Source organism: Lachnospiraceae bacterium JLR.KK002, assembly GCA_036941025.1.
Taxonomy (GTDB): domain Bacteria; phylum Bacillota; class Clostridia; order Lachnospirales; family Lachnospiraceae; genus Petralouisia.
Genome location: JAYMNP010000001.1, coordinates 790077 through 804159 on the forward strand (window position 1 = coordinate 790077; position 14083 = coordinate 804159).

Annotated in this window: 6 protein-coding genes; all 6 read left to right on the forward strand. The window is 50.0% G+C overall.

The window, feature by feature from the left end; translation table 11 throughout:
- The first annotated feature begins 3 nt into the window (after positions 1 to 3).
- The 6 genes from VSQ32_03865 to VSQ32_03890 are packed head-to-tail and all read left to right on the forward strand — an operon-like array spanning position 4 to position 14077.
- Positions 4 to 8952, forward strand: coding sequence for an amino acid adenylation domain-containing protein (locus tag VSQ32_03865; GenBank protein ID MEH2942011.1), 8949 nt, complete (start codon positions 4 to 6; stop codon positions 8950 to 8952).
- Positions 8953 to 8957: 5 nt separating this feature from the next.
- Positions 8958 to 10703: an MATE family efflux transporter gene (locus VSQ32_03870; protein MEH2942012.1), complete on the forward strand. Its 1746-nt coding sequence runs from the start codon at positions 8958 to 8960 to the stop codon at positions 10701 to 10703.
- Complete coding sequence (locus tag VSQ32_03875) at positions 10700 to 11338, forward strand: 4'-phosphopantetheinyl transferase superfamily protein (protein ID MEH2942013.1); 639 nt, start codon at positions 10700 to 10702, stop codon at positions 11336 to 11338. Before VSQ32_03870 ends, VSQ32_03875 begins: the two co-directional genes overlap by 4 nt.
- 10 nt (positions 11339 to 11348) lie before the next feature.
- Entirely contained in the window at positions 11349 to 11645 is a 297-nt protein-coding gene (locus VSQ32_03880) for an STAS domain-containing protein (protein ID MEH2942014.1), read from the forward strand.
- 7 nt (positions 11646 to 11652) lie between these two features.
- On the forward strand, positions 11653 to 13248 hold the full coding sequence (locus tag VSQ32_03885; protein ID MEH2942015.1) for a GH3 auxin-responsive promoter family protein: 1596 nt from the start codon (positions 11653 to 11655) through the stop codon (positions 13246 to 13248).
- The gene (locus tag VSQ32_03890) at positions 13223 to 14077 is read left to right on the forward strand and encodes a class I SAM-dependent methyltransferase (protein ID MEH2942016.1); all 855 of its coding nucleotides are present in this window, start codon (positions 13223 to 13225) and stop codon (positions 14075 to 14077) included. Before VSQ32_03885 ends, VSQ32_03890 begins: the two co-directional genes overlap by 26 nt.
- The last annotated feature ends 6 nt before the right edge of the window (positions 14078 to 14083 follow it).

Consider the following 14083-nt stretch of genomic DNA (forward strand, 5'->3'; position numbering starts at 1 on the left):
TATATGAATTTTTTGGATGATTTTCAGCGTATGGTACAGGAGTATCCGGAAAAAACAGCCATTGTGGACTACCATGGAACCCGGAGCACAACGTATCGGGAACTGGATGATTTAGGCCGCAGAGCGGCGGCAAAACTTCTTCGCTCCAACATCACAGGCGGAGCAGCGGTTCTGGTATGTATGGACCGGAGAATGGAGTATGTGGCGGCGGAACTGGGGATTCTGATGGCGGGCGCAGCCTTTGTTCCTGTGCTGCCGGAATATCCCAGGGAACGTCTTGACTATATTCAGAAGGACTGCCAGGCAGCGGTAAAGATTGATGCAGACTGGTTTGCGGATATCAGGCAGTTTGAGCCGGTGGAATATCAGATAAGGCAGGACAGAAGCCGGGCGATGATTGTCTATACCTCCGGTTCCACAGGACGTCCCAAGGGTATCGTTCATGCCATGGCCAGCTTTTCACAGGGAATCTGGCGGACGAAACATGTAGTCGGCCTGTATGAACAGAATGTGATGGCGTCGACGGCTCCCCTGTCTTTTGTAGTTCTGATTATGGAATGCTATAGCGTGTTAAGCGGCGGAGGCTGTGTCCATATTCTGGGGGAGGAAGTGCGCAAAGACGTGCGCCTGATGGAAGATTATTTTGCCGAACATGATATTGTCTGCAGCTTTATCAGCCCCCAGATACTGCGTCTGTTCCGGAACAAAGGGAAGGCGCTGAAGATAGTGCTTACCGGAAGCGAACGCGTATCAAATCTTGTGGGAGACGGATTTGAGATATATAATTGTTATGGTGCCAGTGAAACTGCCGCGGCCGCGGCCTTCTATAAGATAGAAGAAGCCATGGCCAATACACCTATTGGCAAACCGATGGGAGGGCTGGAATTTTTCCTGCTGGATAGAGAAGGGAACGAGGTTCCGGAAGGAGAAGAAGGAGAACTGTGCATTCGGGGCATTCTTGCGGAAGAATATCTGAATCTGCCGGAACAGACTGCACGGACCTTTCAGAAACAGGAAGACGGAAAAGTTCTGGTACATACGGGGGATATGGTAAAAAAACTGCCGGACGGGAATTACCTCTATATGAACCGGAAAGACTGGATGGTGAAAATCAACGGGCAGCGGGTGGAAACCGGGGAAGTTGAAATTCAGATGGCGGCAGTGCCGGGCGTGGAAAATGCAGTTGTGAAAGATTTTCAGGATAAGAACGGCCAGAATTATCTCTGCGGCTATTATGTGGCAGAAGAACAGACGGAGCCTTCCGCCGGAATAGAAGGGAGGATTCGCGCTTCCCTGAAAGAAAATCTGCCGGACTATATGGTGCCCCGTTTTTTCAAACGGCTGGAAGCTCTGCCCAAAAATACCAACGGCAAGCTGGATCGTACCGTGTTGCTGCCGCCGGATATGGACGAATACAAGGCGGAATACAAAGAGCCGGAAAATGACAGAGAGCGGAGTATCTGCAAAGGTTTTGAGGAAGTCCTTCACTGCGGAACCGTGGGAAGGGAAGATGATTTCTTCAGACTGGGAGGCGATTCCATCAATGTACTGAAGCTGGCGGAAATTCTGGAAGAATCTGCTGTAACGCCGGAGCTGATTTTAAGGGGAAGGACGCCGGAAAAGATTGCGGGTCTTCTGGCCGAAACAGAGGAGGATGTAATCCCAAAATATACCGGGAAACGGAAAGAATTTCCCCTGACAGATTCTCAGATGGGGGTTTATCTGGAGTGTATCAATGAGCCGGAAGGAACCATGTACAATATACCAATGTGCTGTGAATTGCCGGGAACCCTTGACAAAGACCGGTTTATTCAGGCGGTACAAAAGGCGGTGGCTGCTCATCCGTCCTTTGGAATCAATATTGCATTGAGCAACGGGGTTCCATCCATGGTGATGCATCCGGAATTCCTGAAAGCGGAGGTTGAGACAGGGAAAACGGAAGATATGGAGGAAGTGAAGAAGGCTTTCGTCCGTCCATTCTCTCTGGAAGGGGAACCTCTGTACCGCATGGCCTTATATGAGAGCAGGGGACGCTGTTATTTTCTGTTTGATGTGCACCATATTATCTTTGACGGTACTTCCACAAAGGTATTTCTGGATGAAATATCCCTGCTGTATCAGGGGAAGGAGCCGAAGGCGGAAGAAATATCCATGACGGATATGGCAGTTTATGAGGAAACCCTGAAAGAAACGCCCCGGTATCAGGCAGCACAGGCGTATTTCAGAAGCAGGCTGGAGGGAGAAGAACCGGGAGAATCTCTGCGGAAGGATTATAAAGTACAGACAGTCAGCCCTCGAAGCAGAGAGGTAAGGCTGTCTCTGGGAGAAGAAGTTTCCTGTATGGAGGTGGAGCAGTTTGCAAGACAGAAAGGGATTTCCGAGAACACTCTGTTTCTGGGCGCATTTTCCTATGTTCTGGGTAAATACAGCGGGGAAAATAAGAGCTGTTTCTGCACGGTAAACAACGGGCGGCACAGTGTAAATCTGTCGCAGTCTACCGGAATGTTCGTCCGGACGCTGCCTGTTTACCGCTCCTGGGAGGAAACCAGTCCGGTGGAAACCGCTCTGCAGGAATTCCAGCAGGAATTCTACGAACTGATGAGCCACGACTGTATTTCTTTTGCGGAGCTGGCCGGAAATTACGGAGTTGCGTCAGATATTCTGTTTGTATATCAGGGAGAAATGCTGAACGGACTGACGCTGGAAGGGGAACAGTATCCGGCCCGGCCCCTTGCCACCGGAGATGTGCAGGCGGATATTTCCGTGATGGTGATGAAGAACCGGGAGGGTTACGAGATTTCCCTGGAATACCGGGTGGACTGCTATCGGGAGGAGACGGCGAGAGGCCTGCTGAGGATGCTGCAGCAGGTGTTAAAGGGAATGCTTTCCTGTGAAACCTTCCGGGAGATTTCCCTGGTATCGGAACTGGATATTCAGCTTCTGGACAGGATGAATCAGACGGAAGCAGCGTATGACAGGAGCAAAACCATTGTGGATTTGTTCCGGGAACAGGCCGAAAAGACTCCGGAGCGCATTGCAGTGGTATATCAGGACAGGAACTATACCTACAGACAGGTGGACGATATGACAGACCGTCTTGCCGCTTATCTGGCAGGTGTGGGGATTGGCAGAGAGCAGGCGGTGGCCGTGCTGATTCCAAGGTGCGAATTTATGGCCATTGCCTCCCTTGGAGTATCCAAGGCAGGAGGGGCCTACCAGCCTCTGGATCCCACTTACCCCAAAGAGCGGCTGGAATTTATGATGAAAGACGCCGATGTAAAACTTCTGATTGCCGACGAAGAACTGCTGCCGCTGGTACCGGAATGGCAGGGGCAGACATTTCTGACGAAGGAGATTTCGTCTCTGCCGGAAGCGGAGCAGATTCCGGAGCCTCCGAAACCGGAAGATTTGTTTATCCTGTTATATACTTCCGGCTCCACGGGAGTGCCCAAGGGCTGTATGCTGGAGCACGGCAATATCGCGGCATTCTGCCACTGGTACCGGAGGTATTATGAGCTGACAGAAGAGAGCCATGTGGCCGCTTATGCCAGCTATGGCTTTGACGCCAATATGATGGATATGTATCCCGCACTGATTACCGGCGGAGAGGTACATATTATTGATGAATCCATCCGTCTGGATTTACAGGGGCTGGATGAGTATTTCAGAGAGCATAAGGTCACCCACTCCTTTATGACTACTCAGATAGGACGGGCTTTTGCCACCAGTATGAAGCATGAGACACTTCAGTATCTGTCCATGGGCGGGGAGGCCCTGACGCCCTTTGAGCCGGAAGGCAGCACCAGGTATTACAATGTGTACGGGCCTACGGAATGTACTGTTTTTTCCACGACTTATCCCTTCCGGGAATATGAGGCGGAATTCCCCATTGGAAAACCGCTGGATAATATGAAGCTGTATGTGCTGGACAGCCAGGGCAGAAGGCTTCCGGCAGGGGTACCGGGGGAACTGTGTATCGCAGGTTATCAGGTGTCCAGAGGGTACCTGAACCGGCCGGAGAAGACACAGGAAGTCTATACGGAAAATCCTTTCTGCAGACGGGAAGGCTATGACAGGATCTACCATACAGGAGATATCGTGCGTTTTCTGCCGGACGGAAATGTTCAGTTTATCGGCAGACGGGACGGACAGGTGAAAATCCGTGGATTCCGCATTGAGCTGACTGAGGTGGAGGAAATCATCCGCAGATTTCCGGGGATTAAAGACACCACGGTGGCAGCTTTTGACGAGCCTTCCGGAGGAAAATACATTGCCGCCTATGTGGTAAGCGATGAGACGGTGGATGTGGACGCGCTGCACGGTTTTATTGAGGAGAGCAAGCCGCCTTATATGGTTCCGGCAGTCACCATGCAGATAGATGAAATTCCCCTGAATCAGAATCAGAAGGTAAATAAGCGGGCCCTGCCCATGCCGGAGCGGAAGCAGGAAACACTTGTTCTGCCGGAGGGAGAAATCCAGGAGAAAATTTTTGACTGTGTGGCAGAAGTGGTGGGCCACAGGGAATTTGGCGTGACCACGGATATTTATAAGGCAGGACTCACATCCATTGGAGCGGTAAAATTAAATGTGCTGCTTTCAGAAGCCTTTGACGGGGCAGTGATTCGGAATAAAGATTTAAAGGAACATGATACGGTGGAAAAGCTGGAGAAGTTCCTGACAGGTCAGAAAGGCCAGGGGGAAGTCTATGAGAAGCAGGAAGATTATCCCTTAACCCAGACTCAGAACGGCATTTTTGTGGAATGCGCAGCCAATCCGGGAACGACGATTTACAATATTCCATTCCTGTTCCGTCTTGGAAAACAGGTGGATTTGCAGTGGCTGAAACGGGCAGTGGAAGAGACGGTAGAGGCCCATCCCTATATCAAAACCACGTTGTATATGGATGAAAACGGCGATATACGCCAGAAGCGCAATGACAGCCAGCCTTTTGAAGTGGAAATCAGAACTTCCCTGTGCCGGGAAGAACTGGTGAAGCCCTACCAGCTTCTGGGGGACCGTCTGTTCCGCATTCAGTTATACGATACATCGGATGGAAAATACCTGTTTCTGGAATTTCATCATATTATCAGCGACGGGGAATCCTGCGGCATTTTCCTGCGGGATGTGAACCGTGCTTATGAAGGCAATGTGCCCCGGCAGGAGGAGTTCAGCGGGTTTGAAGTCTCTCTGATGGAGCAGAAACTGCTGGAGGGGCCGGAATATTCTCTGGCAAAAGAATATTATGACTCCATATTTAAAGGCTGCGATACGGATTTTCTGCCGGCAAAAGACTGCAGGAAGAACGACAGGCCCAGGCCGGGTATGTACCGGAGGACAGAGCAGATAAATCGTAAGGAGCTGCAAAAGTTCTGCAAATCTCAGAAGATTACCATGAACGCATTGTTTACAGCGGCCTTTGGTTTCGTGACGGGGCAGTATGTTTACAAAGAAGAAGCAGTATTTACTACTATTTACAACGGCAGAAATGATTCCAGACTGGCATCCACCATCAATATGCTGGTAAAAACCCTTCCGGTTTACTGTAAGCTGGACGGAGAACAGCAGGTCGGAGATTTCCTTCGGGCAACCGGGGAACAGTTGATGAACAGTATGAACCATGACATTTATTCCTTTGGAGAAATCAGCAGGACTTACGGAATCCGGGCGGATTTGATGTTTGCCTTCCAGGGCGATAATTTCCGATTTGGGGAAATAGCCGGAGAAAAAGCGGAACAGGAAGAACTCTCTCTGGATACGGCGAAGGCTCCTATTTCCATGGATGTAATCATCGACGGCGATGAAATCCTGTACCAGACAGAATACCGGAAGGATATGTATGAGGAGAGCACTATCGCAGGATTTACGGACAGCATGATTACGGTGGTTCAGGAATTCCAGAAGAAGAACCGGTTAAAAGAGATTTCCATGGTTAGTGCGAAAGCACGTAAAGAGCTGGACGGCTATAATAAAACGGATTATCCGGTGGAACAGACCACAGCCAACCGTCTCTTTGAGCGTCAGGTTTCTCTCTATCCGGATAAAATAGCGGTGATTGCCTGCGGCAGGAAGCTGACTTTCCGGGAACTGAATGAAAATGCGAACAAAATTGCAAACCATTTGCTGGAACTGGGACTGAAACCGGAACAGATGGTGGGCGTTATGCTGCCGAGAACCGTGGACGTCTATGCCGCAAGGCAGGGTATTATGAAAGCAGGAGGTGCATTCCTGCCCATTGACCCGGAATATCCCGATGAGAGAATCCGTTACATTATGGAAGATTCCGGGGCAGAATTTATCCTGATGCCGGAAGAACTGTCCAGGGAACGCAAACCTCTGGTTCAGGGCCTTTCCGCCAGAGTGCTGACAGTGGAAGAACTGCTGGCAGAGGGTAAAAATACGGAGAACCCAACGGTGGACGTCCGGCCGGAACAGCTCTGTTACTGTATTTATACCTCCGGTTCCACCGGAAAACCCAAGGGCGTTATGATAGAGCACCGGAACCTGGTAAATTACGTGGACAACAATCCCTTTAATGTGGAGGCTCAGTCTTATGTGTACAATGCCACCGTGTCTCTGGCATTTGCGGCCATTACCTTTGACGTGTCCATTCTGGAGGAGTGTATTCCGCTGTATCACGGAATTACGGTCTGCATGGCAAACGAAGAGGAAATTCACAACCCGCTGGCTCTTTCCAGTCTGATTCTGGATTACGGAGTGGACATGATGACCTGTACGCCCTCATTTCTGATTAACATTATTGATATGCCGGAGATGAAAAAAGCATTATCCCGCATAAAGGTCTTCAATGTGGGGGCGGAAGCATTTCCGGAAGCCCTTTATGAGAAAATCAGAGCTTTGGGTACGGAAGCCATTGTATATAACGGGTACGGGCCTACGGAAACCACCATTGGCTGTGCCTTTGATCAGGTAACAGAAGACAGGATTACCATTGGAAAGCCCATGGCTAATATTAAGATGGTGATGATTGACCGTTACCGTAACCTGCTGCCGGCAGGGGTACCGGGAGAACTTCTGATTATTGGAAACGGCGTAGGCAGAGGTTATGTGGGCAAGCCAGAGCTGACAAAGGACAAATTTATTTCCTTTGAAGGCAGTAATGCCTACCGCAGCGGCGATCTGGCAAAATGGAACCATCATGGAAAAATTGAATTTATGGGGCGCATGGATAACCAGGTGAAGCTCAGAGGCCTGCGGGTGGAGCTGGATGAGATTGAGAATGTTATGAACCAGTATCCCACGGTGAAATCCAGTGTGGTTCTTGTGAAAGAAAAAGACTCCAGCCAGTTCCTGTGCGGTTATTTCGTGGCGGAGAGCCAGGTGGAGAAGCAGAACCTTACTGGTTTTATGCAGAAGTATCTGACGCCTTATATGGTGCCCAGTGTGCTCATGCAGCTTCCGGAACTGCCGCTGACCAACAACGGCAAGGTGGACAAACGGGCTTTGCCGGAGCCGGAATATACTGTGGAGAATAAAAATTATGTGAAACCCCGGACAGAACTTCAGCGTAAGCTGTGTGAGATTTTTGAGATGGCTCTGGGTGTGGAACAGATTGGAATTGAGGATGATTTCTTTGAGAACGGAGGAACCTCCCTGTCAGCTTCCAAGGTGGCCATGAAGTGTATGAGCGCGGGAATAAAGGTGTCCTACGCAGATTTGTTTGATTATAAGACGCCCCTCCTGCTGGAACGCCATATTCAGGAAATGGAACAGAAGGAGGCAGGAGACGGGAATGTACCGGATAATCAGGAAGCGCACACCGGGCTGGAACAGATGTTACAGCGAAATACGGAGGAGCATGTGGATGAAATCCGCCCATCTTCCATTGGAAATGTGCTTCTGACCGGGGCAAATGGTTTCCTGGGCGCCCATATATTAAAATATATGATTGACCATGAGGACAATATTATTTACTGCCTGATTCGGAGAGGAAAATCATCTTCTCTCGAAACACGGTTAAAGAGTATGCTGGTGTACTATTTCAGCAATCCCTGCGAGGAACTGTTCGGAAACAGAATACGCCTGATTGAAGGCGACATTACCAATGCAGAGCAGGTGGAGGGACTGGCAGCGTATGATTTTGACAGAATTATTAACTGCGCCGCATGTGTGAAGCATTTTTCCGCAGATGATATCCTGGAGCAGGTGAATTACCAGGGCGTGCTGAATCTGATTCGGCTGTGCCAGAATACCGGACGTGAGCTGATTCAGATTTCCACCGTAAGTATTGCGGGAGAAAATGTGGGCGGTAAATTCCCGCCGGAGAAGAAGCTCCATGAACATGAGCTGTATTTTGGCCAGAGCCTGAACAATAAATATATAGACACCAAGTTCCGGGCGGAACAGGCAGTGCTGGAGGCGGCCGCTTCCGGTATGAAAGGCAGGGTGATTCGGGTGGGCAACCTGATGAGCCGGGTCAGCGACGGGGAATTCCAGATTAATTCCGTGACAAACGGATTTATGCGCACCCTGCGGGGTTATGTGGCCCTTGGAAAATTCCCGGTTTCCATGCTGGATATGCCGGCAGAATTTTCTCCCATTGACTCCACTGCGGAAGCCATTGTAAAACTGGCCTCCTCTCAGGGGGATTTCACGGTATTCCATGCTTACAGCAGCTACCTGATACAGATGGCGGATGTGATTGAGCAGATGAACCGGCTGGGGATTCCCATTGCGGCTGTAACAGATGAAGAATTCCGGAATGCCCTGAATCAGGCTCTGGAAAATGAGGAGAAAAATGAGCTGATAGCAGGACTGATTGCATATTCTTCCAGCGATAAAGATAACAGCTCCGCATACATAGACGGGGACAACAGCTTTACCACAAAGGCCCTTTACCGTCTTGGATTCAAATGGCCCATGCCGGACGGAAACTACCTGAACCATGGACTGGAGGCACTGGCAACGCTGGGATTCTTTGACGGAAGGATGTAAGCCCTATGGAGCGAAATGATTTTCTGATCAACAAAAAAATTCACCAGTATATTCTGCCGGGCATACTGATGACCGTGGCCATGCAGCTTGGCAATGTGGTGGATGGCATGATTGTAGGAAATATTCTGGGGCCTGACGCCATGGCTGCCATTGAGCTTTCCATGCCCGTATTGCTTCTGCTTCAGATGGCCGCCATGGTACTGGCCATGGGCGGCGCTGCGGAAGCAGCCGTACTGCTTGGGAAGCGGAATGTCCGGGAGGCAGGCAGCGTGCTTACTGCCTCTCTGGGAGCCGGCCTTGCAGTTTCTCTGGTGTTTGCACTGTTCACACCGATACTGCCGGGCCCTCTGGCCATGGCCCTTGCCGGAAACGAGGCCATGGCGGAGCTGGTAAAGCCTTACATTATGGTGAATTTTGCCGGAATCCCCATTCTGACTCTTGCCATTATTTTCTGCTATTTCATGAATGCGGATAACCATCCCCGGCTGGGCAGTGCACTGTTTATCATTGCAAATGCAATCAATCTGGTGCTGGATGTTCTGTTTCTTAAGGAATTTCATATGGGGATGGCGGGCAGCGCCCTTTCCACGGTAATCGGTTATCTGGCAGGCATGGTGACGGTGGTATGTTACTTACGCTCCGGACAGCGGATGCTGTATTTGCAGAAACCGGATAAGAAGCTGCTTCCATATGTGAAGCTGGCGGTGAGGGCGGGAATTCCCAGCGGGGCTTTTACCCTGATGTCCGCCCTGAAATCTGTGATTATCAATTCAACCATTGTGAGGGTACTGGGAAATGATTCCATGGCAGTATATTCTGTCTGTGCCAATGCGGTGCTGATTGCGGAACTTTGCGTGGGCGGGATTATCGGCCTTATCCAGAATATTGCAGGAATCCTCTATGGAGAGCGGGATTATTATGGAATCCGCACCCTCTGTAAACGGGTGCTTACCTACAGCTACGTCGCCATCGGGGCGCTGCTGGTGATTTTCCTGGGGGCGCCCCAGGTGATAGCGGGTCTGTTCGGTATTGGGGAAGGGGAGATGCTGGAGCTCTGTAAGACAGCTCTGCGTATCTTCGCCTGCAGCTTTCCTTTTTATGTATACAACAAGTTCCTGATGTCCTATTATCAGACTATTCTGCAGCCGGGGCTGTCCACTGTGATTACGGTATTGCAGGGATTTCTGGTGATTGTGCCCCTGACCCTGGGAGGAATCTTTCTGTGGGGGCTGACAGGGGTATGCGCGATGGCTGTGATAAGCGAGATGGTTACCATACTGCTGGGTTCCCTGTACCGGATTTGGGGCCAGCGAAAGGGAAAATCTGAGGGCGGCGTTTATATGCTTCCGGAGGTCAGAAATGAAACATTTCTGGAATGCTCTCTGGAAAATGATTTGAAAGAGGTCATAGCGTTCCGGGAGAAGCTGTTTGCATTTTGCGGAGAACATCAGATTGATGACAGAGACGCCAATATCCTTGGCCTTGCGGTGGAGGAGCTTGCGGCCAATATTGTGCAGTACGGCTATCGGAATGGGAAAAAGAACTATATGGATATCAGCTTTACCGTTCAGGATGACAAATATATACTGAGAGTCCGGGACGACGGTATCCCCTTTAATCCTCTGGAGCATGAGCAGGAACTGGAAGAAATCACAGTGGGAGGAATCGGTCTGCTGAAAAAGATAATGTCAGACTTCCAGTATATGCGGGTACTGAATATGAACAATACTATTGTGGAGCTGGACAGATGAGGCGGGACAGGCTGTACAGGCTGGACGCCTGGAAACTGGAGGACGATATCTGTTTCCGGAAAAATTATGAAATGCTTTCTCCCGCGCGCCGGGAAAAAATCGACGCTTACCGATTCCGGAAGGATAAAAACCTTTCCCTGGGAGCAGGTATACTTCTGGATTTGGGACTTTCCCGGCATGGGCTGAGGGAGAAGGATGTTCTGATTGCCTGTGGGCCGGAGGGCAAACCATATCTGCCGGAATATCCCTGTATTCACTTTAATCTGTCCCATTCCGAAAAGCTGGTTCTGGGAGTATTTGCGGAGTCGGAAGTGGGGTGTGATGTGGAATGGATGCAGCAGGCGGATCTGGCTCTGGCGAAGAAATACTTTTGTCCAGGCGAATATGAGTATGTGGCAGGGCAGCAGGGAGAACAGAGGCAGAAGGAAGCATTCTACCGTATCTGGACCCTGAAAGAGAGTTTTCTGAAAGCAACGGGTCTGGGCTTTTCGCTGCCTCTGAATGATTTTGAGATACGGATGGAAGAAAATGGGAAGGTTACCCTTCTCCAGCAGGTGGATGAAAGAAATTATCAGTTTGAGGAATACCGCCTTGGGGAATACCAGGCGGCGGTATGTTATGTGAAAGAAACATGAGGTGAATGATATGAAAATTACAAAATATTTAAATGGAACACAGTTATCTCTTGTACTGGAAGGAAGACTGGATACTACCACAGCTCCGGAACTGGAAAAGGAACTGGACTCCGGACTGGAAGGTGTTACAGAGCTGATTTTTGATATGGAAGGACTGGATTACCTGTCATCCGCAGGACTTCGTATCCTTCTGGGCGCTCAGAAAACCATGAAAAAGCAGGGCAGCATGAAGGTAATCCATGTGAATGAGACGATAATGGAAATTTTTGAAGTGACCGGGTTTGCAGATATCCTTACGATTGAGTAAATCAGGTATGGGTTTTGGAAAAGAACCCCGGAATCCGGCAATTTCACAGCTTTATGGAGAATTTCAGGAGGCGGAAAAAAGGAATGGAGAGAATCTTCGTAAGATTCTGAGGGAGAATCGTAACACGGGGTATGGGAAAACACACGGTTTTTCAGAAATCTGTTCAGAGGAGGATTACCGGAAGCATGTTCCCCTTACGGAGTACCCGGCTTACGAAACCATGGGACAGAAACCGGAATTTTATACGGTATATCCGGTGTCATGCATACTGGTTACATCAGGAACCACCGGAGTGCAGAAAGAGTTCTGTCTTACAGAAGAAGCATTGCGGCGGTATGGCTCTTATATTTATGAAATGCTCTATGAACTGTCCGGCGGCCGGAAAGGGCCCCATCTTCATATGAGCGTGTTCCGCCCGGATAAAGATGGGAAAAATCTGCTGTCAGCAGCCTGGTACCGATATCTGGAGTCCTGCGGTATTTTTGAATGTTCTTCCTTTGCAGGCGGAAAAGAACTGCTGTTTTCAGATAAAATCAGGCACGTGGCCTATGTGAAAGCCTGGCTTGCACTGAGCTGTCCGGAGCTTGTGTCCATACAGGCGATTTTCCTGTATGATATCCTCCTGCTGTTTGGATATCTGGAGGAGAACTGGAGACAGCTTCTTGCTGATATGAAAAGCCGGAAAATTTCCTGGTGCCCTGAGCGGGAGGTGCAGGAGATATTGCTGGCGCAGGGCCCTTCTCCGGAAAGAATCCGGGAACTGGAACAGATTTTTTCGGAAGGATTTGAAACGCCCATTGCTCCAAGGCTGTGGAAGAGGCTTTCCTTTCTCAGCGGAATTGGGGGCAGTATGTATCCGTTTCAGGGAGAATCCTTAAAAGATTATATCGGGGATATTCCCGTTTCTTATTTTGCTTATGCTTCTTCGGAATGTATGGCGGGAATTGCACCGGAACTTAACCGGGCAGAATATGCATTGCTGCCAGGCAGCGGATATTATGAGTTTTTAGATAAAGAGGGGCAGGCAGTGACTCTGAGCGGTGTGCGGGCAGGTGAAATATACGAGCCTGTCATCACCACTTTTTCCGGGCTGTACCGTTACCGGACCGGGGACTTCATTAAAATTGTATCTTTCCTGGAACAGGCGCCCGTATTTGAGGTGGTGGGAAGGAGAAATCAGGTGTCTGATATTGCCGGGGAGAAACTGGACGCCGGTACGGTTCAGGCAGCAGTGCTGGGATGGGCGGAAGAACAGAATGTGAAGGTTTCGGATTTCACACTGGGCATGGACGTCAGGAGCCTGCCCTGCAGATACTGCCTGTTTGTGGAAACAGAAAAACAGAATGGCGTACAGTGGGAATCCTGTTTTGACTGGAAGCTGCGGGAACTTTCCCCGGACTATGATGATGTGAGAAATCTGGGGATGCTGGAAAGTCCCGGAGTATATCCGGTGAAAAGAGGAATGCTGGCAGGACAGTTCCTCTCAGAAAAGGGAGAACAGGCCCACAGAAAGCCGCGTATATTTTTCAGTCCTGAGCAGACGGAACGGCTGCTTCGGATTAGAACAGGTGAGGAACATGGAGCAGATCAGGGATGTATATAAACAGGAAAAGGAACTTCTGCGGCTGGCCATGCAGCACAGGTTCCTGAAAGAGCAGGAACAGCCGGTATATGATAAAGTGCTGGCAGGCAGGGAACAGATGATGGTGCTGGACATTGGCTGTAATGACGGAACCAGAACCGCCGACCGGTTCTGCGGAGACAGTGTGGCAGGGGTGATTGGACTGGAATACCACAGAGAGCTGGTGGAACGGGCCGGCCATATGTACGGAGGCGGAAAATTCCGCTTTTATCAGGCAGATGTGGAAAGCAGCGGTTTTGAGTCTTCCCTCCGGAATATTATGGAAATTTCCGGGATTGAGGGATTTGACATAATTAATATTTCTTTTGTGCTTATGCACCTGAGAGAGCCGGGGAAACTCCTTGCCGGAATCAGACCTTTTTTAAAACCCGGAGGGACGATTCTTTCCATTGAGACGGACGATCGGTTCAGCCATATGTCTCCCGACAGGGAGGGAAGAATGCGGCTGTTTCTGGAGTTGTGTGAGAAAGATATGCTGTCCGGCAGCAGATGTCTGGGAGGGGATATCCCCGGTATGCTGGGGTCCTGCGGCTATCAGCACGTCACGGTATACAGCGACCGTATCAGTGCTGCCCGCCGGGAAAAAGAGAAAAAACAGCAGATGTTTGAAATTGCTTTCTCCTATCTCCCGGAGGATTTTGATGAACTGTGCAGGCTTTTTCCTGAAAATCAGGAATATGCCCGTATCAGGACTCAGATTGCGGAAAATTATGAAAAATTCCGGATTGATTTTGTGGAGGAATCGGAGGAAGTATCATGCGGGCTGGTGATGGCAGCAGGCAGCCGGTAAAGAGAG

Coding starts and splice junctions, on each gene's coding strand:
- VSQ32_03865 (MEH2942011.1), top strand. CDS start 4: ATGAATTTTTTGGATGATTTTCAGCGTATGGTACAGGAGTATCCGGAA.
- VSQ32_03870 (MEH2942012.1), top strand. CDS start 8,958: ATGGAGCGAAATGATTTTCTGATCAACAAAAAAATTCACCAGTATATT.
- VSQ32_03875 (MEH2942013.1), top strand. CDS start 10,700: ATGAGGCGGGACAGGCTGTACAGGCTGGACGCCTGGAAACTGGAGGAC.
- VSQ32_03880 (MEH2942014.1), top strand. CDS start 11,349: ATGAAAATTACAAAATATTTAAATGGAACACAGTTATCTCTTGTACTG.
- VSQ32_03885 (MEH2942015.1), top strand. CDS start 11,653: ATGGGTTTTGGAAAAGAACCCCGGAATCCGGCAATTTCACAGCTTTAT.
- VSQ32_03890 (MEH2942016.1), top strand. CDS start 13,223: ATGGAGCAGATCAGGGATGTATATAAACAGGAAAAGGAACTTCTGCGG.